This is a genomic window from Govania unica, assembly GCF_027920805.1.
Lineage (GTDB): Bacteria > Pseudomonadota > Alphaproteobacteria > Sphingomonadales > Govanellaceae > Govanella > Govanella unica.
The window spans coordinates 513698-538742 of sequence record NZ_JANWOI010000002.1; the positions used below are offsets into that span (position 1 = coordinate 513698).

Genomic DNA, 25045 nt, shown 5'->3' on the forward strand with positions numbered 1-25045 from the left:
ATCAGGACGAATAGTACATCTGGAACTCGATGGGGTGCGGCGCCATTTCGTAAGCGTGCAGCTCTTCCCATTTGAGTTCGGCATAGGACTGGATCTGGTCATCGGTGAAGACGCCGCCCTTCTTGAGGAAGGCATTGTCTTCTTCAAGCGCGAGCAGCGCCTGACGCAGCGAACCGCAGACGGTCGGAACCTGACGCAGTTCTTCCGGCGGCAGGTGATAGAGATCCTTGTCCATGGCTTCGCCGGGGTGAATCTTGTTCTCGATACCGTCGAGGCCGGCCATCAGCATGGCCGAGAAGGCGAGGTAAGGATTCGCGAGCGGATCCGGGAAGCGGATTTCGACACGCTTGGCTTTGGGGTTGGTCGCATAGGGAATGCGGCAGGAGGCCGAGCGGTTGCGTGCCGAATAGGCCAGCAGAACCGGCGCTTCATAGCCCGGCACCAGACGCTTGTAGCTGTTGGTGGTCGGGTTGGTGAAGGCGTTCAGGGCCTTCGCGTGCTTGATGATGCCGCCGATGTAATAAAGGGCGGTGTCCGACAGGTCGGCATAGCCGTTGCCAGCGAACAGCGGCTTGCCATCGCGCCAGATCGACTGATGGACATGCATGCCCGAACCGCTATCAAGTGCGACCGGCTTCGGCATGAAGGTTGCGGTCTTGCCATAGGCATGAGCCACCTGATGCACGACATATTTATAGATCTGCACGCGGTCTGCGGTTTGGGTCAGGGTGCCATACATCAGGCCGAGTTCGTGCTGGGATGCGGCGACTTCGTGGTGATGCTTGTCCATGGGCAGGCCCATGGACTTGGCGACGGCAACCATTTCGCCGCGGATATCCTGGCAGCTGTCCACCGGACCGACCGGGAAATAGCCGCCCTTGGCGCGCGGGCGGTGGCCCATATTGCCTTCTTCGTAGGTGCGGCCGGAATTGTAGGGGCCTTCAATGTCGTCGAAGGAATAGGACGAGCTGTTGTAGCCGACGTTGAATTTTACGTCGTCGAACATGAAAAATTCAGGCTCGGGACCGAAATAGGCGGTGTCACCGATGCCGCTGAACTTCACATATTGTTCGGCGCGCTTGGCGATGGTGCGCGGGTCGCGGTTGTAGCCTTCGCCGCTGGCCGGTTCCAGAACGTCGCAGGTGATGACCAGGGTCGGCTGCGCCATGAAGGGGTCGAGGACGGCGGTCGTGGTGTCGGGCTTCAGAATCATGTCGGAATCGTTGATCGCCTTCCAGCCGGCGATGGAGGAGCCGTCGAACATGACGCCTTCTTCGAACATATCTTCATTGACGACGGAGGAATCCATCGTCAGGTGATGCCATTTGCCGCGCGGGTCGGTGAAGCGCAGATCGACTGAGGTAAGATCCTTGTCTCTGATCTGCTTGAGAACGCTGTTGACGTCAGACATGCGTGCGTTTCCTGTCGCTTGGGGGGAGGTTGTGCGGGGTGGCCGTGAGGCCAGTATGCTTTGATCTGTGGGACTTTAAACGGCATCCTCGCCGGTCTCGCCGGTGCGGATGCGGATGACTTCGTCAACGGTGCTGACAAAAATTTTGCCATCGCCGATGCGCCCGGTGCGTGCGGCGTTCTGGATCGCCTCCACGGCACGGTCGATGAGCTGGTCCGGCATGACGACTTCGATTTTTACCTTGGGCAGGAAATCAACCACATATTCGGCGCCGCGATAGAGCTCGGTATGGCCCTTTTGCCGTCCGAATCCCTTGGCTTCCGTGACAGTGATGCCGGTCAGTCCGATTTCTTGAAGCGCTTCTTTGACTTCGTCCAGTTTGAACGGCTTGATGATGGCTTCAATTTTTTTCATGCTGTCTCTCTGAGAAATGGCAGAGGATGGGAAAATTGTCGGTCTCAAGTATCGGGTATAAGCATTTTTCGTGCCAGCTGCCAGCTGCTTGGTTTCCGTGCATATGGCGCGGGCTCTGGACAGCTTCGGGTGAAACTTTATGCGATAGCTGATTAAAAAACAGGCGAATGATGGATTTGTAGGCGGTCATGGGCCTGGTCAGAATTTGCTGGTGGCAGGATGACGGGCAGATCAGGATGCCTTGTAGAAATTTTCAAAGAGTTTGGCAGGACAGTCACATGAAATCGCTCAATCCCAGGTTTGCCTCCCTTGGCACCACGATTTTTTCGGTCATGTCGGCTTTGGCCGTCAAGCATCAGGCCGTCAATCTGGGGCAGGGCTTTCCGGATAGTGCGGGGCCTGACGACGTGCGGGCGGTGGCGCGGGAGCGGCTTGAAAGCGGGCCGCATCAATATCCGCCGTTTCAAGGCGTACCAGAGCTGCGGGAGGCCGTGGCGGCTCATGATCGGCGGTATTACGGGCTGGAGGTGACGGCGGCCAATGTGCTTGTGACCTCGGGCGCGACGGAGGCACTGGCCTCGGCTTTCTTTGCGCTGCTGGAGCCGGGCGACGAGGCCATTGTGATCGATCCGAGTTATGACAGTTATCGGCCGATCATCCGGGCTGCGGGGGCTGAAGTGAAGGCGCTGCGTCTCGCTCCGCCGCACTGGAGCTTTACGGCGGCGGATCTTGAGGCTGTGTTCAGTCCACGCACCAAGCTGATCGTGCTCAATTCCCCTATGAATCCCGTGGGCAAGGTTTTCAGCGATGAGGAGCTGCATCTGATCGCTGATTTCTGCCGCCGCTTTGATGCTTATGCCCTCTGTGATGAGGTTTATGAGCATCTGCTGTTCGATGGTCGCCGCCATCGGCCGCTGATGACGCTGCCCGGGATGTTCGAACGCTCGGTGCGCGTCGGTTCGGCGGGCAAGACCTTTTCCCTGACTGGCTGGAAGATCGGCTATATGACCGGGCCGGAGGCACTGATCGGGGTGATGTCGAAATCCCATCAGTTTCTGACCTTCACCACGCCGCCGAATCTGCAATATGCGGTGGCCTACGGGCTTGGGAAGGATGAAAGCTATTTCACCGGCCTTGCTACAGATATGGAGGCAAGCCGGGATCGGCTGGCCGCCGGGCTTGCGGCGGTCGGATTCAGGCTGTTGCCCTGCGAGGGGACTTATTTTCTGGTGGCCGATTACAGCGCCCTTGCGCCGGAGATGGCGGCGGATGAGTTTTGCATGTTCCTGACGCGGGAGGCGGGGGTGACAGCGATTCCCGTCTCGGCTTTCTATGAAAATGCGCCTGCGGACCCTTTGATCCGCTTTTGTTTCTGCAAAACGGATGCGACCCTTGACGAGGCCTGCGCGCGTCTGAGCCGCTATTTCGGGCAAAATGTTCAGGATTTGAAACAAAAAGATGGTGTTGGCATGACGGCGCTTGACGCGCAGAATGTGGCAACGTAAACAGTGCGCACAAATTCTCCGCGGATCCGTCCGCGCCGTTGTGGCGGGTGTAGCTCAGTTGGTTAGAGCGCCAGATTGTGGCTCTGGAGGTCGCCGGTTCAATCCCGGTCACTCGCCCCACTTCCTTCTTGGGTATTAAATTACCAATTAAATCAAAGCCCCGGTCATTGCCGGGGCTTTTCTGTGTTCGATCCATCATGCAGGATGGCGTTGCCGTTTTCATCTCGGGGCACCCCGAGGTCGGTGCCGGAGCTATAGCCATTGGAGCAGCCCGCAAGCAGGCCGATCGTGATAAGCATAAATACAAAGGGGAGTTCAGGGCGAAGAAGCTTGGTGGAAGTCATGAAGTTGATTGTCCCAAGTCGTCGTATACGCGCTATGGTGACACAGAAAAGGATAAAATTCTAGGACGGGTGATGACTGGGATTGTTTTGACCGTGGCGCAAATGTATGACGCCGACCGTCTGGCGAAGGCCGACGGGATGTCGGGTGTAGCTCTGATGGGGGCCGCCGGACGGGCGGTGGCAGGCTTTCTGCTCAGCCGCTTCCCCCACGGCGGCCGGGTTCTGGTGTTGTGTGGGCCAGGCAATAACGGTGGCGACGGTTTTGTGGCGGCCCGCCATCTCAAGGCGGCGGGCTGGACGGTTGATCTTGCCCTGCTTGGGGAGCGCTCGGCGCTTAAGGGCGATGCGGCACATATGGCCGATCTGTGGGATGGCCCGGTGCTGGCACTCGGGCCGGGTGTGGTGGCTGGTCAGGATGTCATCGTTGATGCCCTGTTCGGGGCCGGTCTGAGCCGGCCGATCGAAGGGGTGGCCGCTGCAACTTTGCGGCGCGCGGCTCTCAGCAAGGCGTTCAAGCTTGCGGTGGATATGCCGAGCGGGGTTCACGGCGACAGCGGGCAGATCATGGGCGAAAGCCTGGCGGCGGACGCCACAGTGACTTTCTTTCGTAAGAAAACCGGTCATTTGCTGTTGCCGGGGCGGGCGCTTTGTGGGGCCATCACGGTGGCCCATATCGGCATTTCCGATCGCGTGCTGGAGACCATTCAGCCACGCACGACCGAGAATACTCCGGTACTTTGGGCGCATCTCTGGCCCTGGCCGAAACCCACGGGTCATAAATATGCGCGCGGTCATGCGGTGATCGTGAGCGGGGGCATGGCCAACACCGGGGCGGCTGTGCTTGCGGCGAACGCGGCGCTCAGGATAGGAGCCGGGCTTGTGACGGTGGCCTGTCCAATCGACGCGCTTTCGGTGTTGGCGGTCAAGCTGACGGCGGTGATGACCCGGCCCTTTGCCGATCAGGCGCAGTTTTACGATATTCTGTCCGACCCGCGCAAAAATGTGGTGCTGCTGGGCCCGGGCAGTGGGGTGTCGGCCGAAACGCGCCGACATGTGCTTATGACCCTCGCGGCGGGCAAGCGCGTGGTGCTTGATGCCGATGCCTTGACGGCCTTCACCGACCGTCCGGGCGAATTGTTCGAAGGCGAACGGGGCGAGCTGATCCTGACGCCTCATGAGGGGGAATTTTTACGGCTGTTTCCCGATCTCGGTCCCGGCATTGCGGACAAGGTGTCGCGCGTGCGGCTGGCTGCGGCCCGTGTCGGGGCGGTTGTGCTGTTGAAGGGGGGAGATACGGTCATTGCCGACCCGGACGGCCGCGCCGTGATCACGACCAACGGGCCGCCCGATCTCGCGACTGCGGGGGCGGGGGATGTGCTGGCCGGATTGATCACGGGGTTGCTTGCGCAGGGGATGCCGTTGTTTGAAGCAGCGGCTGCGGCGGACTGGGTGCATGGTGCGGCGGCCAGTCTGTTCGGACCCGGTCTGACGGCTGAGGACCTTCCAGGCCTTGTGCCGGGCGTACTTCGTCAGCTTAAAGACTTTTCTTAAGGTCAGAATCTTTGACAGGCATTTCCGGGTGGGGTATTCCGGGGCAACATAGAGGATCGCTGTTCGGCGAGCCTGTCTTGAACTTGTCTAACGTGGTGGGGTCCGTCTTAACTTTTAGGGGGATCGGCCTGATCACGGTTCGCCAGCGGCGGACGGGGCGCGGGCGTGGCGGAATTGGTAGACGCGCTGGATTTAGGTTCCAGTGGGAGACCGTGGGGGTTCGAGTCCCTCCGCCCGCACCAAAACGACAAGCGGGGAGGGTGCATCCATATGGGATGCGCACGACGGCGAGATTAAGGATTCCAACGTGGCGCATGGCAGCTTGCGCCCAAACCATATGGACGGAATAGAATGCAAGTTACCGAAACGAATAACGAAGGTTTGAAGCGGGAATTCAAGATCGTCGTTCCCGGCAAGGACATCACCACGCGGCTTGAAGCCCAGTTGTCCAATATGAAGGGTCGACTCAACCTGCCGGGTTTCCGTCCGGGCAAGGCCCCGATGTCGCTTCTCAAAAAGCTGCATGGCAAGAACCTGATCGGTCAGGTTCTGGAAGAAACCATCAATGAAATGACCGGCAAGGCGCTGGAAGAACGCAATCTGCGTCCGGCTCTGCAGCCACGTATCGAGATCACCAGCTTCGAATATGAGAGCGAAGGCAATCTCGAATACAACATGACCGTTGAGATCGTTCCGGCGATCGACGTGCCGGACTTCTCGAAAGTCACGCTTGAGCGTCTGACTTCGGAAGTTGACGACGGCGCCATCGACGCTGAAATTGAACGGTTTTCGAGCTTCCAGAAGAACTTCACCGAAGCCCCGAAGACCAAAAAGGCTGAAAACGGCGATGCCGTGCTGATCGACTTCGTCGGCAAGCGCGACGGCGTGGCCTTTGAAGGCGGCACTGCTGAGGGCCATCTTCTTGAGCTTGGTTCAGGCCAGTTCATCCCGGGCTTTGAAGAACAGCTGATCGGTGCGAAGGCCGGTGACGAAAAGACCCTGACCGTGACCTTCCCCGAGCAGTATGGCTCGAAGGATCTGGCCGGTAAGGAAGTCACTTTCGACGTGACCGTGCAGGAAGTGCGCGTTTCGGCTCCGGTCGAAATCAATGACGAATTCGCCAAGAATCTCGGTCTTGAGAGCCTCGAAGCGCTCCGCAACACCCTGAAGGACCGTCTGGGCGACGAAATCAAGTCGCTGAGCCGCCAGCGCCTGAAGCGCAGCCTGCTTGATGCACTTGCTGATAGCGAAAAGTTCGACGTGCCGGAAGGCATGATCGAGCTTGAGTTCCAGCAGATCTGGCAGCATGTCCTGAACGATCTCAATCAGGAAGCTCACGCCCATCATGATCACGCCCATGGCGAAGCTTGCGATCATGAGATCGAAGAGCCGAGCGATGAGGTGAAGGAAGAATATCGCGGAATCGCTGAGCGCCGCGTGCGTCTTGGCCTGTTGCTGGCGGAAGTCGGCCAGAAAAACAACATCATCGTGCCGCAGGACGATGTGAGTCGTCTGGTTGCCCGTGAAGCGCGCCGCTATCCCGGTCAGGAAAAGCAGGTTTTTGAATATTACCAGCAAAACCCGCAGGCTCTGGCCCAGCTCCGTGCGCCGCTTTACGAAGACAAGGTTGTGGATTTCATCCTTGAGCTGGTGAAGGTGACGGAAAAGTCGGTGACTCGCGACGAACTGAAGCGCGCTGTCGAAGAAGACGACGAACTTCCCGAAGTGAAAGCTCCGGAAAAGAAGAAGGCAGCGAAGAAAGCCAAGGGTGACGACGCTGTAGCTGCGGAAGAAAAGCCGAAGAAAGCCGCTGCCAAGAAGGCGGATGCCGATGGCGAAGCCAAGCCTAAAAAGGCTCCGGCGAAAAAAGCCAAGGCGAAAGAAGAGTAAAAGGCTATTGTCTTGAGTCTGGGGGACGCGATTACGGTCGCGCCCCCCGGATAACGGCAGTTGCAGGCCAAGATCGAGTTCGTGAGAGAGGGTGACATGAGCAACGGTTACGACATGTATATGAACTATCTCGTTCCGATGGTGGTCGAACAGACCAATCGCGGCGAACGCTCCTATGACATCTATTCCCGCCTTCTCAAGGAGCGGATCATTTTTGTCACGGGTCCGGTTCATGACACCATGGCCAGCGTGATTACCGCTCAGCTTCTGTTCCTTGAAGCCGAAAATCCGAAGAAAGACATCTTTTTCTACATCAACTCGCCGGGTGGCGTGGTGACCGCGGGCATGTCGATCTATGACACCATGCAGTTCATCCGCCCGGACGTGCAGACGCTTTGCCTTGGACAGGCCTGTTCCATGGGTTCGTTGTTGCTGACGGCAGGAGCCAAGGGCAAGCGGTTCTCGCTGCCGAACTCCCGCATCATGGTCCATCAGCCTTCGGGCGGGGCTCAGGGGCAGGCGACGGATATCGAAATTCATGCCCGCGAGATCCTGAAAACGCGCGATCGGCTGAATGATATCTATGTTCTGCATACGGGACAGAAGAAAGAAGAGATCGAACGGGCGCTCGAGCGCGATCGCTTCATGTCGCCCGAGGAAGCCCAGGCCTTTGGTCTGATCGATTCCGTGATGACCAAGCGGCCAGAGCCGCAAGTGGTCGAGAAATAAGGTTTTTCTGCTCAGGCAGAACAGTCGGCAGACCAGACAATGCCTGTTAAGGGAAAATTGTTTGGTTTTGCTTCAAGATGCGGGAAGGCCTTGAATATAAGGCCGCCCGCCCCACTTTAGGTCTGTTCGGTCACAGGAACATGACCGATTGTGAGTAGCGGTCCGCAACGATGTCCGAAAAAGTCATTGTCCCCGGCGGGAACATCGGTCTACGATAATGGGGGATGATAAAGGTTTGGCGTTCGAATGACGAAACTCAGCGGTACCGACTCGAAAAATACCCTCTATTGCTCGTTCTGCGGCAAGAGTCAGCACGAGGTCCGCAAGCTTATTGCCGGGCCTACCGTGTTCATTTGCGACGAATGCGTCGAACTCTGCATGGATATTATCCGGGAAGAGCACAAGAGCGCCATCGTCAAGTCGACGGATGGTGTGCCTTCACCCTTGGAAATTCGCGGCGTTCTCGATGATTATGTCATCGGCCAGGAACGGGCGAAAAAGGTCCTCGCGGTCGCGGTGCATAACCATTACAAGCGCCTGCATCACGCAACCAAGCATAATGATGTGGAGCTGTCGAAGTCGAACATCCTTCTGATCGGCCCGACCGGTTGCGGCAAGACGCTGCTTGCTCAGACGCTTGCACGTATTCTTGATGTGCCGTTCACCATGGCTGACGCCACCACCCTGACCGAAGCCGGTTATGTGGGGGAGGATGTCGAAAACATCATTCTCAAGCTGTTGCAATCCGCCGATTATAACGTCGAGCGGGCGCAGCGCGGCATCGTCTATATCGACGAAGTCGACAAGATCAGCCGCAAGTCGGACAATCCTTCGATCACCCGCGATGTGTCGGGCGAAGGGGTCCAGCAGGCGCTTCTGAAGATCATGGAAGGCACGGTCGCAAGCGTTCCTCCGCAAGGTGGCCGCAAACATCCGCAGCAGGAATTCCTGCAGGTGGATACGACCAATATCCTGTTCATCTGCGGCGGCGCCTTTGCCGGCCTTGAAAAAGTTATCGCCAACCGTCTTGAGGCGAAATCCATTGGCTTTGCCGCCAATGTGGTGGATGTCGAGGAACGCAAGACCGGTGACATGCTCAAGGTTGTCGAGCCCGAGGATCTGTTGAAATTCGGTCTCATTCCGGAATTCGTCGGTCGTCTGCCGGTGATCGCTACCCTCACGGATCTTGATGTAGAGGCACTGGTCGAGATTTTGTCGCGGCCCAAGAATGCGCTGGTGAAACAGTATCAGCGCCTGTTCGAGATGGAAGACGTCAAGCTGAACTTCTCGGACGAAGCCTTGAAGGGCATCGCCAAAAAGGCCATCGCCCGCAAGACCGGGGCACGTGGGCTGCGGTCGATCATGGAAGATATTCTGCTCGAAACCATGTTTGAACTTCCGACGCTTGAGGGCGTCGAAGAAGTCGTGGTCAGCGCAGAGGTGGTCGAAGGGCGTGCCCAGCCGCTTTATATCTATGCCGATCGCCGCGAGGATGTCGGCACCGGGGCTTGAGGCGGAGACGCCTCAAGCTGCTGAAATTACAGCTTGTGACAGCCCGCCCCTTGACGGTTCGCCCAACACTCTCCATTTCATAAGACATCTCAGGACGCTAGTACGGACGACCTGAGATTGGCGTGGCGGCAGTCGCCGCTTAAGCTTCGCCAGCGTCTCTCCGTTCGAGGTGAACAAGCCTGATGTCGACGACCTATCCAGTTTTGCCGCTCCGGGACATTGTTGTCTTCCCACATATGATTGTGCCGTTGTTCGTTGGGCGTGAAAAGTCTGTGCGCGCGCTTGAAGACGTCATGGGCAGCGACAAGAAAATCCTGCTGGTGGCCCAGAAAAACGCCAATCAGGATCAGCCTGAAAAGGCCGATATTTATGAAGTCGGAACCGTTGCCAGCGTGCTGCAGCTTTTGAAGCTGCCGGACGGCACCGTCAAGGTGCTGGTCGAGGGCAGTGCGCGGGCGCGCATCACGCGCTTCACGGATAATGAAAATTTCTTCGAAGCTGAGGCCGAATTCGTGGCCGACAGCGAGCAGGATGAAAAAGAGCTTCAGGGTCTCGCACGCTCGGTTCTGGCCGAGTTTGAGCAGTATGTGAAGCTCAACAAGAAAATCCCGCCGGAAGTTCTGGTCTCCGTCGGCCAGATCGAAGACGCGAGCAAGCTTGCCGATACCGTGGCCTCGCATCTGGCGCTCAAAATCTCCAACAAGCAGGAATTGCTTGAGGTTGAGGACGTGACCAAGCGTTTGGAAAAAGTTTACGCGCTCATGGAGGAGGAAATCGGCGTCCTCCAGGTTGAGCGTCGCATTCGCGGCCGGGTCAAGCGCCAGATGGAGAAGACCCAGCGCGAATATTACCTGAATGAACAATTGAAGGCGATCCAGAAGGAACTTGGCGAGACCGAAGACGGTCGCGACGAGCTGACCGAGCTTGAGGATCGCATCAAAAAGACCAAGTTCAGCAAAGAGGCCCGTGAAAAGGCCATGGGCGAGATGAAAAAGCTCCGCTCCATGAGCCCCATGTCGGCCGAAGCAACGGTTGTGCGCAATTATCTTGATTGGCTGCTGTCTATTCCGTGGGGCAAAAACTCCAAGGTGAAAAAGGACATCGACCTTGCCGACAAGATCCTGAATGCCGACCATTACAGCCTTGATAAGGTCAAGGAACGTATCCTTGAGTATTTGTCGGTTCAGAAGCGCACCAATTCGCTGAAGGGCCCAATTCTGTGCCTCGTCGGTCCGCCGGGCGTTGGTAAGACCTCGCTTGGCAAATCGATCGCCAAGGCCACGGGGCGGAATTTTGTCCGCATCTCGGTCGGCGGCGTGCGTGACGAGGCTGAAATTCGCGGCCATCGCCGGACCTATATCGGCTCCATGCCGGGCAAGATCATCCAGTCGATGAAAAAGGCCGGAACTTCGAACCCGTTGTTCCTGCTTGATGAAATTGACAAGCTTGGGAATGATTACCGGGGTGATCCGGCGTCGGCGCTGTTGGAGGTGCTTGATCCCGAACAGAACGGCAAGTTCAACGATCATTACCTCGAAGTTGATTACGATCTGTCGAACGTGATGTTTGTGACCACGGCCAACACGCTCAATATGCCCCAGCCTTTGCTGGATCGTATGGAGGTGATCCGTCTCGCGGGCTACACGGAAGATGAAAAGGTCGAGATTGCCCGTCTGCATCTCATTCCGAAACTCATGAAGGCTCATGCCCTCAAGAAGGACGAATGGCAGATTTCGGACGGCGCGCTCCGGGATATCATCCGTTACTACACGCGGGAAGCCGGGGTTCGTAACCTTGAACGTGAAATCGCCAATCTGGCCCGCAAATCGGTGCGTGAGCTTGAGCGCGACAAGGCCAAGTCGATCAAGATCACGGCGCAGAGCCTTGTGAAACTGGCCGGCGTGCGGCGCTATCGCTATGGCGAGCTTGAGGAAACCGATCTGGTCGGTGTGACCACCGGCCTCGCCTGGACCGAAGTGGGCGGCGATATTCTGAATATCGAAGCTCTCATCTTGCCCGGCAAAGGCAAGATGACGGTCACCGGCAAGCTTGGCGATGTGATGCAGGAGTCGATCCAGGCGGCGCGGTCTTTTGTGCGCTCGCGGGCGGTCAGCTTTGGCATCAAACCGACCATCTTCGAGAAACGCGATATCCATATCCACGTGCCGGAAGGGGCAACCCCGAAGGACGGCCCCTCGGCCGGTGTGGGCATGGTGACGTCGATCGTCTCCGTTCTGACCGGAATTCCGGTGCGCCGCGATATCGCCATGACCGGCGAAATCAGCTTGCGCGGCCGGGTGCTGCCGATCGGTGGTCTGAAGGAAAAGCTTCTGGCGGCCCTTCGGAGTGGAATCAAGACCGTGCTCATTCCTGCGGAAAACGAGAAGGACCTCTCGGAAATCCCGGATAATGTGAAGCAAGGACTTGAAATTATTCCGGTTTCTGTTGCTGAAGAAGTTCTGAAGCATGCCCTCGTGCGGCCGTTGACGCCTATCGAATGGCATGATGAAGATGATAAGGCAGAACCAAAAGTTGCTGAAGCTCCAGCCCCCGGAGATTCGTCCGAGCGTGTGACCCACTGATAAACGGGTTTTTCACCGCCGGTCGTCAGGCTATTTAAGAGTGGAAAACCGCATAAAACCGCGGTTTTCCCTTTGACGGCCGTCGGAACCCCGTTTAGACTTCGGCGCATTCCACTCGTACGTGAAAGCACTTGTTTTTTGCCTTTTTGTTGACAGGGGGACATTGTGAATAAGAACGACCTGATTGATGCTGTTGCCAATAAGACCGGTCTGACCAAAGCGGACGCAGGCAAGGCAGTAGGAGCTGTGTTTGACTCCATCCGTGAAACCCTGACCAAGGAGAAGGAAGTACGGCTCGTCGGTTTCGGGACATTCGATGTCGCTAAGCGCAAGGCCAGCATCGGCCGCAATCCGCGTACTGGCGAAGAAATCAAGATTCCAGCCTCGAAACAGCCGAAGTTCAAGGCTGGCAAGGGGTTGAAGGACGCTGTGAACAAGTAAGTTCACATAAGGGCTGAAGAGATTTAACAGCCGCCGCGCAGATTGCGCGGCGGCTGTTTGTTTTTGCGGGTTGGGGGAGCGGGGGCATGCTGTCCTGGACGGAGACCCATGGTGAAGACTGGATTGCTTCGGCTTCGCCTCGCAATGACGGGTGCCCCCTGAAGACTCCGTCATCGCGAGGCGCGTTAGCGGCGTGGCGATCCAGGCTTTGGGTTGGGGCTTTGGGGAGGACCGTGCGGCAATTTGAAAAAACTGTTTGGAAGTGTCTTTACAGTCTTGGCGCCGGGTGCTACTCAGAGCGCGCAAGTGATTGTGAAGCGGGCGATTAGCTCAGTTGGTAGAGCATCTCGTTTACACCGAGAGGGTCGGCAGTTCGAGCCTGTCATCGCCCACCACGCCTTCGTGGATCCCGCCTCACAGTCTTGCAAATCTCCTGAAAAATTCGACCGCATTGTCAGAGACCGGATCTGAGGCATACTTGCCGCGTTCCGGTTTTTTTGTGTTTTGCCGACTCAAGGGATGATCCGATGACTGTGAGTGACGACCTTCAGGTGCGGGCGGCGGCCGTGCGGGATCTTCCTGATATCCTTGCGATTTATAACTATGTTATTGCCACTTCGACCGCTGTCTATACTTGCGAGCCGGTGGATCTTGCCAATCGCAGGGCCTGGTTTGAGGAGCGCGGGCGTAGTGGTTATCCCGTGCTGGTGGCGGAGGCGGGGGGAGAGATTCTCGGGTTTGCGTCCTTTGGCGATTTCCGGGCCTGGTGGGGCTATCGCTTCACGGTCGAGCATATGGTTCATGTGCAGGACGGTTGCCGGGGCAGGGGCGTTGGGCGGGCTCTGGTTGAAGGATTGTTTGCCCCGGCGCTTGCGCTTGGCAAGCATGCCATGATCGGGGGGATCGATGCCGACAATGCCGCCTCGATTCACTTTCATGAACGGCTCGGGTTCTCAAAAGTCGGGCATCTGCCGGAGGTTGGGCATAAGTTCGGGCGCTGGCTCGATCTTGTGTTCATGCAGCGTATTCTGGATACTCCGGGAGCCCCGAGAGCGTGATTTTATGGGCTTTGGGAAGGGCGAATTTGGCTTTCGGCGAGACCTGTGAAACCCGCTGAAAACTGCCAGTTTTTCAATATTTTAAAAAAGTTGCAGGAAGGCGTTGACAGTATTGGATAGGTGGCCTAAATACCTGCTCACACCACACAGCGGGGGTGTAGCTCAGTTGGTTAGAGCGCTGGCCTGTCACGCCAGAGGTCGCGGGTTCGAGTCCCGTCACTCCCGCCAATTTCTTCTATGATGTTGCGTAATGATGTATGATCAACCAGGAAAAACCGGACGGTTTTTGCCTGGTTTTTGTTGTTTGGCATCGCAAAAAAATCAGCTGAGACCGCTTTCCTTTCAAGGCAATTTGTTCTAAAGAGATGCCAGCATCGGTGCCGGTCCTGGCCCTGTTTTCTATTGATTGTCTTGCCTGAGTTCTTGGGCTCTGCGGACCGGACAGAGGAGCGCTTAATGGAAAGCCTGTTGCTTGAATATTTGCCGATCCTGATCTTTCTTGGGGTGGCAGTTGCTTTGTCTCTGGTCTTTGTGGTGTTGCCCATGCTGGTGGCGCCGAACAATCCGGATAGTGAGAAGCTTTCGGCCTATGAATGCGGCTTTGCGGCGTTTGATGATGCCCGCCGTCCGTTCGACGTCCGCTTCTATCTGGTTTCGATCCTTTTCATCATTTTTGATCTTGAAGTGGCCTTTCTGTTTCCCTGGGCGGTATCGCTCGGCGGGATCGGTCTGTTTGGCTTCTGGTCGATGATGATCTTCCTTGGGATCCTGACCGTCGGATTCATCTATGAATGGAAGAAGGGAGCCCTGGAATGGGAGTGAACGTTCCGGCAAACCCGGGGGCTTCGGGCCCGCTTGCGCCTGGTGATGTCAATGCCCTCACCACGGATGCCTATTACAAGACCATCTCGGACGAACTGGCCGACAAGGGCTTTATCGTCACCCAGCTTGATGACCTGATCGCCTGGGCGCGGACGGGGTCGCTGTGGTGGATGACCTTTGGTCTTGCCTGCTGTGCGGTCGAGATGATGCATTCCTCCATGCCGCGCTATGATCTTGAGCGCTTTGGCGTCGCTCCGCGGGCGAGCCCGCGTCAGTCCGACGTCATGATCGTGGCCGGGACGCTGACCAACAAGATGGCTCCCGCGCTCCGCAAGGTCTATGACCAGATGTCGGAACCGCGCTATGTCATCTCCATGGGCAGCTGCGCCAATGGCGGCGGCTATTACCACTATTCCTATTCGGTGGTGCGCGGCTGCGATCGGATCGTGCCGGTGGATATCTATGTGCCGGGCTGTCCGCCCACGGCTGAGGCGTTGCTGTATGGCATCCTTCAGTTGCAGCGCAAGATCCGTCGCACTTCCTCCATTGATCGCTGATTGGGCGGGACTTTGATGAGCGAGACCAAAAACAGGCTTGAACAACTGGGTGCGGACATTGTCGCGGCTTTGCCGGGGGATGTTGTCGGTGCTGTCGTCGCCTTTGGCGAACTGACGCTGACCGCCCGGGGCGCGGCGATCGAGAAGGTTCTGACCTTTCTCCGCGATGACGACCGTGTGCTCGCGAAGCAGCTGATGGACCTCTGCGGGGTCGATTATCCTGAACGTGAACAGCGTTTCGACGTGGTCTATCACCTGCTGAGCCCGCATCGTAATCTGCGGCTGCGGGTCAAGATCATGACCGACGCTGAAACGCCGGTGCCGTCGGTTGTGGGCGTCTACAGCACCGCAAGCTGGTTCGAGCGTGAGGCTTGGGACATGTATGGCGTGTTGTTCTCGGGTCATCCGGATCTGCGCCGGATTCTCACAGATTATGGCTTCCAGGGCTTCCCGCTCCGGAAGGATTTCCCGCTGACGGGCTATGTGGAGCTTCGGTATAGCGAGGAAGAAAAGCGCGTGGTTTATGAACCCGTGAAGCTCACCCAGGAATTCCGCACATTTGATTTCATGAGCCCCTGGGAAGGCGCCAAATACATCCTGCCAGGCGATGAAAAAGCCGGGCAGGGGTCGAAATAGGGGCGCGGGTCATGACCGAAACCAATATCGAAAATTACAATATCAACTTTGGTCCGCAACATCCGGCGGCCCATGGCGTGTTGCGCCTGGTGCTGGAACTTGACGGCGAAATCGTCGAGCGCGCGGACCCGCATGTGGGGCTGCTGCATCGCGGGACTGAAAAGCTGATCGAGTATAAGACCTATCTTCAGGCTATGCCTTATTTCGACCGCCTCGACTATGTGGCGCCGATGAATCAGGAACATGCCTTTGTGATGGCGATCGAGAAGCTGTTGCAGCTCGAAGTGCCGAAGCGCGGGCAATATATCCGCGTGTTGTATTCGGAAATCGGCCGTATTCTCAATCACTTGATGAATCTGACGGCCCATGCCATGGATGTTGGCGCGCTGACCCCGATCCTGTGGGGCTTTGAAGAGCGCGAAAAGCTGATGGAGTTTTACGAGCGGGCGTCCGGCGCGCGGCTCCATGCCGCTTATTTCCGTCCGGGCGGGGTCCATCAGGACCTGCCGCCGAAACTTCTTGCCGACATCATGTCCTGGACCGAGACCTTCCCGCAGGTTCTGGAAGATATCGAAGTTCTGCTGGTCGAAAACCGCATCTTCAAACAGCGCAACGTCGATATCGGGGTGGTGAGCCTTGCCGACGCGCTGGATTGGGGCTTTTCGGGCGTCATGCTGCGCGGCTCGGGCGTGGCCTGGGATCTGCGTCGCGCACAGCCCTATGAAGTCTATTCCGAGATGGATTTTGACGTCATCGTCGGCAAGCATGGCGATTGTTATGATCGCTATATCGTGCGGCTGGATGAAGTCCGTCAGAGCCTGAAGATCATCCGTCAGTGCATTCAGAACATGCCAGGCGGTCCGGTGTCGTCGGAGGACCGCAAGGTTGTGCCGCCGAAACGCGGCGAGATGAAGCGTTCGATGGAAGCGCTCATTCATCATTTCAAGCTCTATACCGAAGGTTTCAAGGTCCCCGAGGGCGAGGTCTATGCCGCCGTTGAAGCGCCGAAGGGCGAATTCGGTGTCTATCTCGTGTCCGACGGATCGAACAAACCCTACCGTTGTAAAATCCGGGCGCCCGGATTTGCCCATCTTCAGGCCATGGACTTCCTCGCCAAGGGGCATATGTTGGCCGACATTCCGGCGATCATCGGATCGCTTGATATCGTGTTTGGTGAGGTCGATCGATGAGCTTGCATGTGGTTTCAACGGGCGAAGCCTTCGTCTTTACGCCCGAAAATCTCGACTGGGCGAAGGGGCAGATTGCCAAATACCCGGCCGGTCGCCAGGCCAGCGCGGTGATGCCGCTTCTGACCCGTGCGCAGGAGCAGGGCGGCGGCTGGCTGACCAAGGAAGCGATGGAATATGTCGGCGATATGCTCGACATGGCCTATATCCGAGTGCTTGAGGTGGCGTCGTTCTATTCGATGTATAACCTCAATCCTGTGGGCAGGAATGTGATCGAAGTCTGCACCACGACGCCTTGCTGGCTGCGGGGGTCGGACGATGTGGTGCGCGCCTGCAAGGACAAGCTCGGCATCAATTTCGGCGAGACCACGGCGGACGGTGAATTCACGCTTTTGGAAGTGGAATGCGCCGGGGCTTGTGTGAATGCGCCGGTCATTGCCTATAAGCATCATTATTATGAAGACCTCGATTATGACAGAACCGTCCGCATGATCGATGCGATCCGGCGCGGCGAGACGCCAAAGCCTGGGCCGCAGATCGACCGTCAGACCTCGGCGCCCATGGGCGGACCGACGACCCTGACGACGTCCGGGACGCAGCCGGGTAAGGGAGGCCAAGCCTAATGCTGAGCGATCAGGATCGTATTTTCACCAATCTTTACGGCATTGAGAGCTGGTCCCTCGACGCGGCGCGCAAGCGTGGCGATTGGGACGGCACCAAGGCGATCCTTGAAAAAGGTCGCGACTGGATCATTTCCGAAATGAAGGATTCGGGCTTGCGCGGCCGTGGCGGCGCGGGCTTCCCGACCGGTCTTAAATGGTCCTTCATGCCGAAGGAATCGTCCGCTGACCGTCCGAGTTATCTTGTGGTCAATGCCGACGAAGGCGAGCCTGGGACCTGCAAGGATCGCGATCTCATGCGCCATGATCCGCATAAGCTGATCGAAGGCTGCCTGATCGCTGGCTTCGCCATGAATGCCGTCGCCGCTTATATCTATATTCGTGGCGAATTCGTGCAGGAAGCGAATGTCCTCGACGCGGCCATTGACGAAGCGCGGGCAGCCGGGCTTTTGGGCAAGAATGCCTGCGGCTCGGGCTATGACTTTGAAGTTTATGTTCATCGCGGGGCAGGGGCTTATATCTGCGGCGAAGAGACAGCGCTGATCCAGAGCCTTGAAGGTAAAAAGGGCCAGCCGCGCCTGAAGCCGCCGTTCCCGGCGAACGTCGGCCTTTATGGCTGCCCGACCACTGTTAATAACGTTGAGTCCATTGCCGTTGCCCCGACCATTCTGCGTCGCGGCGCCAAATGGTTCGCGAGCCTTGGCCGTCCGAACAATACGGGCACCAAGGTGTTCTGCATTTCGGGCCATGTGAACAATCCCTGCAACGTCGAAGAGGAAATGGGCATTCCGCTCCGTGAACTCATCGAGAAACATGCGGGCGGCGTACGTGGCGGCTGGGATAACTTGCTTGCGATCATTCCCGGTGGATCTTCGGTACCGTTGCTGCCGAAATCGATCTGCGACGATGTTCTGATGGATTTCGACAGCTTGCGTAATGTGCAGTCGGGTCTGGGCACAGCGGCGGTCATTGTCATGGACAAATCCACCGACGTGGTGAAGGCCATCGCCCGGCTTTCGGAATTCTATAAGCACGAAAGCTGCGGCCAGTGCACGCCGTGCCGTGAAGGCACCGGCTGGATGTGGCGGGTGATGGAACGTCTGGTCATTGGCCGGGCGGAACAATCGGAAATCGACACGCTGCTGGATGTCACCAAAAAGATCGAAGGTCATACGATCTGCGCTTTGGGTGATGCTGCGGCTTGGCCGATTCAGGGCCTCATGCGTCATTTCCGCCCCGAGGTGGAACGTCGCATCGAGGAATATAAAGCCGCGCGTCGCGCGACCCAGGCGGCTTAAGGAGACGTTTCGCGATGCCGAAGCTGACAGTAAATGGCCTTGAGGTAGAAGTTCCGGCTGGTGCCACCGTGCTCCAGGCCTGTGAAGCAGCCGGCGCGGAAGTGCCGCGTTTCTGCTATCACGAGCGCCTGTCGATCGCGGGCAACTGCCGTATGTGCCTTGTGGAAATGGAAAAATCGCCGAAGCCGGTCGCGTCCTGCGCCATGCCGGCCGGTGACGGAATGGTCATCCATACCAACACGCCCTATGTGAAAAAGGCGCGTGAAGGGGTGATGGAGTTCCTGCTGATCAACCATCCGCTTGATTGCCCGATCTGCGATCAGGGCGGGGAGTGCGATCTGCAGGATCAGTCGGTTGCTTATGGCGCTGGCGACAGCCGGTATGACGAACATAAGCGCGCGGTCGAAGAAAAGCATATGGGGCCGCTCATCAAGACTGTGATGACGCGCTGCATCCATTGTACCCGCTGCGTGCGTTTTGCGACGGAAATCGCTGGTGTGGAGGATCTCGGCGCGGTTGGCCGTGGCGAGCATATGGAAATCACCACCTATCTGGAAAAGACGCTGGCGTCGGAAGTGTCCGGCAACGTCATCGATCTGTGCCCGGTTGGAGCGCTGACCTCGAAGCCTTATGCCTTCACGGCGCGTCCGTGGGAGCTGAAAAAGACCGAAACCATCGATGTCATGGACGCCGTCGGATCGAATATCCGCGTCGATGCCCGGGGCAACGAGGTGATGCGCGTTCTGCCGCGTCTGCATGAAGATGTGAACGAGGAATGGATTTCGGACAAGACACGCTTTGTCTATGACGGCCTCGGTCGTCGTCGTCTGGACCGTCCTTATGTGCGGAAAGACGGCAAGTTGCAGGCTGCGACCTGGAACGAGGCTTTTGCCGCCATTGCCGAAAATCTGAAGGGTCTCACGGGCGATCAGATTGCTGCCATCGCCGGGGATCTGGCCGATGCGGAAAGCATGTTTGCTCTGAAATCCCTGATGCAGTCGCTTGGCAGCGCCAATCTCGATTGCCGTCAGGATGGCGCGAAGCTTGATGCGTCAAGTCGGGCTGGCTATCTGTTCAATACTGGGATTGCCGGGATTGCAGAGGCCGACGCCTGTCTGCTGATCGGTACCGATCCGCGTCATGAAGCCTCCATCATCAATCTGCGTCTGCGGGCGCGGTTCCGCCGTGGCGGGTTCAAGATTGCGAATGTCGGCCCGGCGCTTGATCTGACCTATCCGGTTGATGAGCTTGGCAGTGATGTGAGCGTGCTTGCAGCCATCGCAGACGGCAGCCATCCCTTTGCCAAGGTGCTGGCGGATGCGAAAAAGCCGATGCTGATCATCGGCCAGAATGCCTTGTCGCGGGCTGACGGGGCGGCGCTTCTGGCGCTTGCGCGCAGCATTGCCGACAAACATATGGTGGTCGACGGCTGGAACGGGTTCAACGTGCTTCATACCGCAGCGAGCCGGGTTGCCGGTCTTGATCTCGGCTTCGTGCCGGGGGCTGGTGGCCGCGATGTGGCGGGCATTATGGATGGCGCGGCAAAGGGCGACGTCAAGGCCGTGTTCCTGCTTGGTGTCGATGAAATCCGCACCTGTGCCTTGAAATCTGCGTTTGTGGTTTACCTCGGCACCCATGGTGACGAAGGCGTGCATCATGCCGATGTGATCCTGCCGGGTGCCGCCTATACCGAAAAATCCGGGACTTATGTCAACACCGAAGGCCGGGTGCAGCGCGGGCTTCGCGCCGTGTTCGCGCCGGGTGACGCGCGTGAGGATTGGACCATTCTGCGGGCGCTTTCGGATGTGATCGGTCATCGTCTGCCGTTCGACAATCTGGCGCAGCTGCGTGGCCGGATGGAAGCCGCGGCTCCTGCGCTTGCGATCCTTGATATGCTGCCGGCGACGGCCTGGGGTGCGTTCGGGACTGCCGGGACGCTCGGTTCGGAGCCGCTCACGCTGTCCGTGACAGATTACTATATGACCAACCCGATCTGCCGCGCGTCGCTGATCATGGCCGAATGCCGTGACGCTATGCAGGCTGATCAGCTGGAGGCGACCGGGACCCATGGTTGATGCTGTAACCACATATCTGAACGGCGCGCTTGGGCTGTATGTCGGGACGCTGGTCTGGTACATCGTGCTTGTTCTGGCGATCACGCTGCCGCTTTTGATTGCAGTCGCCTTCGCGGTCTATTTTGACCGTAAGATCTGGGCCGCCATGCAGATGCGTCGCGGTCCGAACGTGGTCGGTCCCTTTGGTCTTTTGCAATCCTTTGCCGACGGTTTGAAGCTGTTCCTCAAGGAAACCATCATTCCGGCGGGCGCGAACAAGGGCGTGTTCCTGATTGCGCCGATGATCACCTTCACGCTGGCGCTTATCGGTTGGGCGGTTATTCCATTCGATGCCAATCTGGTTCTGGCCAATATCAACGTGGGCGTGCTGTATCTGTTCGCGATTTCGTCGCTTGGGGTCTACGGCATCATCATGTCGGGCTGGGCGTCGAACTCCAAATATGCGTTTCTGGGCGGGATGCGCTCGGCGGCGCAGATGGTGTCTTATGAAGTCTCCATCGGTCTGGTGATCGTCACCGTTCTTCTTTGCGTCGGTTCGCTCAATCTGTCGGACGTGGTCAAGGCGCAGTCGGGCGGCATCTGGAACTGGTATTTCATCTGGTTGTTCCCGATGTTCATCGTGTTCCTGATTTCGGCACTGGCCGAGACCAACCGCCCGCCGTTCGATCTTCCCGAAGCGGAAGCCGAGCTTGTGGCGGGCTACCAGGTCGAATATTCGTCCATGGCCTTTGCGCTGTTCTTCCTTGGCGAATATGCCAACATCCTGTTGATGTGCGCCATGATCTCGGTGCTGTTCTTTGGCGGCTGGGATCCGATCCTGCCGTTCGCACCGTTCACCATGGTGCCGGGGATCATCTGGTTCCTGTTGAAGATCGCGTTCTTCTTCTTTGTCTTCGCCTGGATCAAGGCCTCCGTTCCGCGCTATCGCTATGACCAGCTGATGCGCCTTGGCTGGAAGGTGTTCTTGCCCTTCTCGCTGTTCTGGGTGGTGCTGACCGCAGGCTTCCTTGTTTATTTCGACCTGTTGCCGACGAAGGGATAAGGCGATGTCATCTCTGGTTCGCACAACCCGAGCCTTCCTGCTGACGGAATTCGTCGCAGCGATGTGGCTCACCTTGAAATATTTCTTTCGTCCCAAGGTGACGCTCAACTACCCCTATGAAAAGGGGAAGCTGTCGCCGCGGTTCCGGGGAGAGCACGCGCTGCGCCGCTATCCGAATGGTGAAGAACGTTGCATTGCCTGCAAGCTTTGCGAGGCGATCTGTCCGGCACTGGCCATCACCATCGAAGCCGAACCGCGGGAGGACGGCAGCCGCCGCACCACGCGTTATGACATCGACATGACCAAATGCATCTATTGCGGCTTCTGTCAGGAAGCCTGCCCGGTGGATGCCATTGTCGAAGGCCCGAATTTCGAATTTGCTACCGAAACCCGCGAGGAACTGTTCTATAACAAGGACAAGTTGCTTGCGAACGGCGACCGTTGGGAGCGTGAAATCGCTGCCGCCATCGCCGCTGACGCGCCGTACCGGTAAGGAGTATCAGCGAAATGATCCTGAGTTTTTGCTTTTACCTCTTTGCCGTCATCACCTGCCTGTCCGGGTTCATGGTGATTTCGTCACGGAACCCCGTTCATTCGGTGTTGTTTCTCATTCTGGCCTTTTTCAATTCGGCCGGTCTTTTCCTGCTGCTTGGGGCTGAGTTCCTGGCGATGATTTTGGTCATCGTTTATGTGGGCGCGGTCGCGGTTCTGTTCCTGTTCGTCGTCATGATGCTCGACATCGATTTCGAGGAAATGCGCAAAGGCATCTCCCGCTATCTGCCGATCGGCGCGCTGATCGGGATTGTGTTGCTGATTGAGCTTCTGATGGTTCTGACCGGGCGGTCCATTGAACTGCCGGCCGCCGGGACCACGCTTGCACCGACGCCGGATCTGGATCAGGTGAGCAATACGGTTGCCATCGGCAATCTGCTTTATACCCATTATGTCTATCTGTTCCAGGCTGCGGGCATGATCTTGCTGGTGGCCATGATCGGGGCCATCGTGTTGACCCACCGCAAGCGTCCGGGGGTCAAGAAGCAGAACATTTCGGCTCAGAACAGCCGCACACGCGGCGACGCCGTGGAAAGTCGCAACGTGAAGCCAGGGCAGGGGATCTGACATGGAAATCGGTCTCGCACATTATCTCGCCGTCGGAGCGATCCTGTTCACGCTCGGCGTCTTGGGCATCTTTCTTAACCGGAAGAACGTCATCATCATTCTGATGTCGATCGAACTCATTCTGCTTTCCGTCAATATCAATTTCGTGGCCTTCTCGAACCATCTCAATGACCTGGTGGGGCAGATTTTCGCCATGTTCGTGTTGACGGTCGCGGCGGCCGAGGCGGCTATCGGCCTTGCCATTCTTGTGATCTATTTCCGCAACCGCGGCACCATCGCTGTTGATGATATCAACAGCATGAAGGGCTGAGGGGGACATAACGACCATGCATCAAGCTATTGTCTTCCTGCCGCTGATCGCGGCAATCATTGCTGGCTTGTTCGGCCGCAAGATCGGCGATCGTGGCTCGCAGCTTGTGACCTGCGGCGCGCTGGTGATTTCGGCGGTTTTGTCGGTGTTCGTCTTTATTGACGTGGCGATCGGCGGCAAAACATACGAAGTCGAAATCCTCAAATGGTTTGACGTCGGCACGTTCCAGGTCTCCTGGGCGCTTAAGATCGATACCCTGACGGCGGTCATGCTGGTGGTGGTGAACGGGGTGTCTTCCCTGGTTCATATCTATTCGGTCGGCTATATGAGCCATGATCCGGACAAGCCGCGCTTCATGGCTTATCTGTCGCTGTTCACCTTCGCCATGCTGATGCTGGTGACGGCCAACAGCTTTATCCAGATGTTCTTTGGCTGGGAAGGCGTCGGTCTCGCGTCTTATCTGCTGATCGGGTTCTGGTACAATCGGCCGACGGCCAATGCCGCCGCCATCAAGGCCTTCGTGGTCAACCGGGTGGGTGACTTTGGCTTTGTGCTGGGGCTTGGGGCGATCTTCCTTGTCTTCGGGTCGATGCATATCGATACGGTGTTCGCCGAAGCGCATAAATATGTCGGTCACAAGTTCGTCTTCCTCAATTGGGAAGTCGATGCGCTGACCACCATCTGTCTGTTGCTGTTCGTGGGCGCCATGGGTAAGTCGGCCCAGCTTGGGTTGCATACCTGGCTGCCGGACGCCATGGAAGGCCCGACCCCGGTGTCGGCGCTTATCCATGCCGCGACCATGGTGACGGCGGGCGTGTTCCTCGTTGCACGCTGTTCGCCGCTCTTTGAGCTGTCGCCGGTTGCTTTGCAGGTGGTGACGATTGTGGGGGCGAGCACGGCCTTCTTCGCGGCGACCGTCGGTCTGACCCAGAACGACATCAAGCGCGTGATCGCCTATTCGACCTGTTCGCAGCTTGGTTACATGTTCTTTGCGCTGGGCGTCAGTGCTTATGGCGCGGCGGTGTTTCATCTCTTTACCCATGCCTTCTTCAAGGCGCTGTTGTTCCTTGGCGCCGGTTCGGTGATCCATGCCATGTCGGACGAGCAGGACATGCGCAACATGGGTGGCATCTGGAAAAAGATTCCGCTGACCTATGCCATGATGCTGATCGGGACGCTGGCCTTGACGGGTGTGCCGTTCTTCTCCGGCTATTATTCGAAGGACATGATCCTTGAATCGGCCTTTGCGGCTCATTCGGCTGTGGGTGAATATGCCTTTGCGCTTGGCATCGTCGCTGCCTTCATGACCTCATTCTATTCCTGGCGTCTGATTTTCATGACCTTCCACGGCAAGCCACGGGCGAGCCAGGACGTTATGCATCACATCCATGAATCGCCTTTGGTCATGACCGTTCCGCTGATGATCCTCGCGGCGGGTGCGGTGGTTGCGGGCTTTATCTTCGCGCCTTACTTCGTCGGCGTGCATTATGCTGATTTCTGGGGTTCCGCCTTGTTCCTTAAGGGCGAGAACGTCATGGAGCATGCCCATCACGTGCCCGAGTGGGTCAAGCTTTCGCCGCTTGTGATGAGCATCCTTGGCTTTGCGCTGGCCTGGTATTTCTATATCAAGGCACCTTCGGTGCCGGTCGCCCTCGCGAAGTCGCAGGAACCGCTTTATAAGTTCTCGTTGAACAAATGGTACTTCGACGAACTCTATGACGTCCTGTTCATTCGTTCGGCCAAGGCACTCGGCCGGTTATTCTGGAAGAAGGGCGACGGCCTGACCATCGACGGACTTGGTCCGGACGGGGTTTCGGCGGTTGTGCTTGATCTGTCCAACCGGGCGCGGCGTTTGCAGTCGGGCTATGTCTATCATTATGCCTTCGCCATGTTGATTGGCGTGGCGGCCATCGTCACCTGGTTCATGGTAGGCGGAGCGTAA

At 57.6% G+C, this 25045-nt stretch carries 23 protein-coding genes and 4 tRNA genes; 24 read left to right on the plus strand and 3 right to left on the minus strand.

What is annotated here, in order from left to right; genetic code table 11:
- Window position 1: 1 nt before the first annotated feature.
- Both glnA and NYP16_RS07110 read right to left on the minus strand, forming a co-directional pair.
- Entirely contained in the window at window positions 2–1411 is a 1410-nt protein-coding gene (gene glnA, locus NYP16_RS07105; RefSeq protein ID WP_274943424.1) for a type I glutamate--ammonia ligase, read from the minus strand.
- A gap of 75 nt (window positions 1412–1486) precedes the next feature.
- Window positions 1487–1825 (minus strand): P-II family nitrogen regulator, encoded by a 339-nt coding sequence (locus NYP16_RS07110; RefSeq protein WP_274943425.1) that lies wholly within the window; start codon window positions 1823–1825, stop codon window positions 1487–1489.
- 278 nt (window positions 1826–2103) lie between these two features.
- Here NYP16_RS07110 and NYP16_RS07115 point away from each other — a divergent pair, with 278 nt between their 5' ends.
- Together NYP16_RS07115 and NYP16_RS07120 are read left to right on the plus strand one after the other, a co-directional pair.
- Window positions 2104–3330, plus strand: coding sequence for an aminotransferase (locus NYP16_RS07115; RefSeq protein WP_274943426.1), 1227 nt, complete (start codon window positions 2104–2106; stop codon window positions 3328–3330).
- Window positions 3331–3373: 43 nt separating this feature from the next.
- Window positions 3374–3450 (plus strand) — tRNA-His (locus NYP16_RS07120).
- A gap of 44 nt (window positions 3451–3494) precedes the next feature.
- On the opposite strand, the gene NYP16_RS07125 is transcribed toward NYP16_RS07120, so the two are convergent.
- The gene (locus NYP16_RS07125; protein WP_274943427.1) at window positions 3495–3674 is read right to left on the minus strand and encodes a hypothetical protein; all 180 of its coding nucleotides are present in this window, start codon (window positions 3672–3674) and stop codon (window positions 3495–3497) included.
- A 72-nt stretch (window positions 3675–3746) separates the two neighbouring features.
- Here NYP16_RS07125 and NYP16_RS07130 point away from each other — a divergent pair, with 72 nt between their 5' ends.
- From NYP16_RS07130 to nuoL, 22 genes are all read left to right on the plus strand, one after another.
- On the plus strand, window positions 3747–5225 hold the full coding sequence (locus NYP16_RS07130) for an NAD(P)H-hydrate dehydratase (protein WP_274943428.1): 1479 nt from the start codon (window positions 3747–3749) through the stop codon (window positions 5223–5225).
- 159 nt (window positions 5226–5384) lie between these two features.
- A tRNA-Leu gene (locus tag NYP16_RS07135) sits at window positions 5385–5467 on the plus strand.
- A 109-nt stretch (window positions 5468–5576) separates the two neighbouring features.
- Entirely contained in the window at window positions 5577–7115 is a 1539-nt protein-coding gene (gene tig / locus NYP16_RS07140; RefSeq protein WP_274943429.1) for a trigger factor, read from the plus strand.
- Window positions 7116–7211: 96 nt separating this feature from the next.
- The gene (gene clpP / locus NYP16_RS07145; RefSeq protein WP_283255500.1) at window positions 7212–7844 is read left to right on the plus strand and encodes an ATP-dependent Clp endopeptidase proteolytic subunit ClpP; all 633 of its coding nucleotides are present in this window, start codon (window positions 7212–7214) and stop codon (window positions 7842–7844) included.
- 246 nt (window positions 7845–8090) lie between these two features.
- Entirely contained in the window at window positions 8091–9356 is a 1266-nt protein-coding gene (gene clpX / locus NYP16_RS07150) for an ATP-dependent Clp protease ATP-binding subunit ClpX (RefSeq protein WP_274943430.1), read from the plus strand.
- A gap of 182 nt (window positions 9357–9538) precedes the next feature.
- Window positions 9539–11938 carry an endopeptidase La gene (lon, locus tag NYP16_RS07155; protein WP_274943431.1) on the plus strand — a complete coding sequence of 800 codons (2400 nt, stop codon included), beginning with the start codon at window positions 9539–9541 and terminating at the stop codon, window positions 11936–11938.
- A gap of 165 nt (window positions 11939–12103) precedes the next feature.
- On the plus strand, window positions 12104–12379 hold the full coding sequence (locus tag NYP16_RS07160; RefSeq protein WP_274943432.1) for an HU family DNA-binding protein: 276 nt from the start codon (window positions 12104–12106) through the stop codon (window positions 12377–12379).
- A 319-nt stretch (window positions 12380–12698) separates the two neighbouring features.
- Window positions 12699–12774 (plus strand) — tRNA-Val (locus NYP16_RS07165).
- Window positions 12775–12906: 132 nt separating this feature from the next.
- Complete coding sequence (locus tag NYP16_RS07170) at window positions 12907–13437, plus strand: GNAT family N-acetyltransferase (protein ID WP_274943433.1); 531 nt, start codon at window positions 12907–12909, stop codon at window positions 13435–13437.
- 151 nt (window positions 13438–13588) lie between these two features.
- Window positions 13589–13665: transfer RNA gene (locus NYP16_RS07175), tRNA-Asp, on the plus strand.
- A 228-nt stretch (window positions 13666–13893) separates the two neighbouring features.
- Entirely contained in the window at window positions 13894–14259 is a 366-nt protein-coding gene (locus NYP16_RS07180; RefSeq protein WP_274943434.1) for an NADH-quinone oxidoreductase subunit A, read from the plus strand.
- Window positions 14250–14816 (plus strand): NuoB/complex I 20 kDa subunit family protein, encoded by a 567-nt coding sequence (locus NYP16_RS07185; protein ID WP_274943435.1) that lies wholly within the window; start codon window positions 14250–14252, stop codon window positions 14814–14816. Before NYP16_RS07180 ends, NYP16_RS07185 begins: the two co-directional genes overlap by 10 nt.
- 15 nt (window positions 14817–14831) lie before the next feature.
- Complete coding sequence (locus NYP16_RS07190; protein WP_274943436.1) at window positions 14832–15452, plus strand: NADH-quinone oxidoreductase subunit C; 621 nt, start codon at window positions 14832–14834, stop codon at window positions 15450–15452.
- Between the two features lie 11 nt (window positions 15453–15463).
- The gene (locus tag NYP16_RS07195) at window positions 15464–16642 is read left to right on the plus strand and encodes an NADH-quinone oxidoreductase subunit D (RefSeq protein ID WP_274943437.1); all 1179 of its coding nucleotides are present in this window, start codon (window positions 15464–15466) and stop codon (window positions 16640–16642) included.
- A complete protein-coding gene (nuoE, locus tag NYP16_RS07200; protein WP_274943438.1) occupies window positions 16639–17262 on the plus strand; it encodes an NADH-quinone oxidoreductase subunit NuoE in 624 nt (207 codons plus the stop codon). Before NYP16_RS07195 ends, nuoE begins: the two co-directional genes overlap by 4 nt.
- Window positions 17262–18557: an NADH-quinone oxidoreductase subunit NuoF gene (nuoF, locus tag NYP16_RS07205; RefSeq protein WP_274943439.1), complete on the plus strand. Its 1296-nt coding sequence runs from the start codon at window positions 17262–17264 to the stop codon at window positions 18555–18557. The genes nuoE and nuoF overlap by 1 nt, the downstream gene beginning before the upstream one ends.
- Window positions 18558–18571: 14 nt before the next feature.
- Entirely contained in the window at window positions 18572–20632 is a 2061-nt protein-coding gene (gene nuoG / locus NYP16_RS07210; protein ID WP_274943440.1) for an NADH-quinone oxidoreductase subunit NuoG, read from the plus strand.
- Window positions 20625–21674: an NADH-quinone oxidoreductase subunit NuoH gene (gene nuoH, locus NYP16_RS07215; RefSeq protein WP_274943441.1), complete on the plus strand. Its 1050-nt coding sequence runs from the start codon at window positions 20625–20627 to the stop codon at window positions 21672–21674. The genes nuoG and nuoH overlap by 8 nt, the downstream gene beginning before the upstream one ends.
- A 4-nt stretch (window positions 21675–21678) precedes the next feature.
- On the plus strand, window positions 21679–22167 hold the full coding sequence (nuoI, locus tag NYP16_RS07220; RefSeq protein WP_274943442.1) for an NADH-quinone oxidoreductase subunit NuoI: 489 nt from the start codon (window positions 21679–21681) through the stop codon (window positions 22165–22167).
- 14 nt (window positions 22168–22181) lie between these two features.
- Window positions 22182–22793, plus strand: a complete 612-nt coding sequence (locus NYP16_RS07225) for an NADH-quinone oxidoreductase subunit J (protein WP_274943443.1) — start codon at window positions 22182–22184, stop codon at window positions 22791–22793.
- A 1-nt stretch (window position 22794) separates the two neighbouring features.
- Entirely contained in the window at window positions 22795–23103 is a 309-nt protein-coding gene (gene nuoK / locus NYP16_RS07230) for an NADH-quinone oxidoreductase subunit NuoK (protein WP_274943444.1), read from the plus strand.
- Between the two features lie 7 nt (window positions 23104–23110).
- Entirely contained in the window at window positions 23111–25045 is a 1935-nt protein-coding gene (gene nuoL, locus NYP16_RS07235) for an NADH-quinone oxidoreductase subunit L (protein ID WP_346742492.1), read from the plus strand.

Bases quoted from the DNA above. Each gene is read 5' to 3' on its own strand.
- glnA (WP_274943424.1), bottom strand. From the start codon at position 1,411: ATGTCTGACGTCAACAGCGTTCTCAAGCAGATCAGAGACAAGGATCTT.
- nuoK (WP_274943444.1), top strand. From the start codon at position 22,795: ATGGAAATCGGTCTCGCACATTATCTCGCCGTCGGAGCGATCCTGTTC.
- tig (WP_274943429.1), top strand. From the start codon at position 5,577: ATGCAAGTTACCGAAACGAATAACGAAGGTTTGAAGCGGGAATTCAAG.
- NYP16_RS07110 (WP_274943425.1), bottom strand. From the start codon at position 1,825: ATGAAAAAAATTGAAGCCATCATCAAGCCGTTCAAACTGGACGAAGTC.
- NYP16_RS07225 (WP_274943443.1), top strand. From the start codon at position 22,182: ATGATCCTGAGTTTTTGCTTTTACCTCTTTGCCGTCATCACCTGCCTG.
- NYP16_RS07170 (WP_274943433.1), top strand. From the start codon at position 12,907: ATGACTGTGAGTGACGACCTTCAGGTGCGGGCGGCGGCCGTGCGGGAT.
- NYP16_RS07195 (WP_274943437.1), top strand. From the start codon at position 15,464: ATGACCGAAACCAATATCGAAAATTACAATATCAACTTTGGTCCGCAA.
- nuoE (WP_274943438.1), top strand. From the start codon at position 16,639: ATGAGCTTGCATGTGGTTTCAACGGGCGAAGCCTTCGTCTTTACGCCC.
- clpX (WP_274943430.1), top strand. From the start codon at position 8,091: ATGACGAAACTCAGCGGTACCGACTCGAAAAATACCCTCTATTGCTCG.
- nuoH (WP_274943441.1), top strand. From the start codon at position 20,625: ATGGTTGATGCTGTAACCACATATCTGAACGGCGCGCTTGGGCTGTAT.
- nuoF (WP_274943439.1), top strand. From the start codon at position 17,262: ATGCTGAGCGATCAGGATCGTATTTTCACCAATCTTTACGGCATTGAG.
- NYP16_RS07180 (WP_274943434.1), top strand. From the start codon at position 13,894: ATGGAAAGCCTGTTGCTTGAATATTTGCCGATCCTGATCTTTCTTGGG.
- nuoG (WP_274943440.1), top strand. From the start codon at position 18,572: ATGCCGAAGCTGACAGTAAATGGCCTTGAGGTAGAAGTTCCGGCTGGT.
- clpP (WP_283255500.1), top strand. From the start codon at position 7,212: ATGAGCAACGGTTACGACATGTATATGAACTATCTCGTTCCGATGGTG.
- nuoI (WP_274943442.1), top strand. From the start codon at position 21,679: ATGTCATCTCTGGTTCGCACAACCCGAGCCTTCCTGCTGACGGAATTC.
- NYP16_RS07185 (WP_274943435.1), top strand. From the start codon at position 14,250: ATGGGAGTGAACGTTCCGGCAAACCCGGGGGCTTCGGGCCCGCTTGCG.
- NYP16_RS07125 (WP_274943427.1), bottom strand. From the start codon at position 3,674: ATGACTTCCACCAAGCTTCTTCGCCCTGAACTCCCCTTTGTATTTATG.
- NYP16_RS07130 (WP_274943428.1), top strand. From the start codon at position 3,747: ATGACTGGGATTGTTTTGACCGTGGCGCAAATGTATGACGCCGACCGT.
- lon (WP_274943431.1), top strand. From the start codon at position 9,539: ATGTCGACGACCTATCCAGTTTTGCCGCTCCGGGACATTGTTGTCTTC.
- NYP16_RS07115 (WP_274943426.1), top strand. From the start codon at position 2,104: ATGAAATCGCTCAATCCCAGGTTTGCCTCCCTTGGCACCACGATTTTT.
- NYP16_RS07190 (WP_274943436.1), top strand. From the start codon at position 14,832: ATGAGCGAGACCAAAAACAGGCTTGAACAACTGGGTGCGGACATTGTC.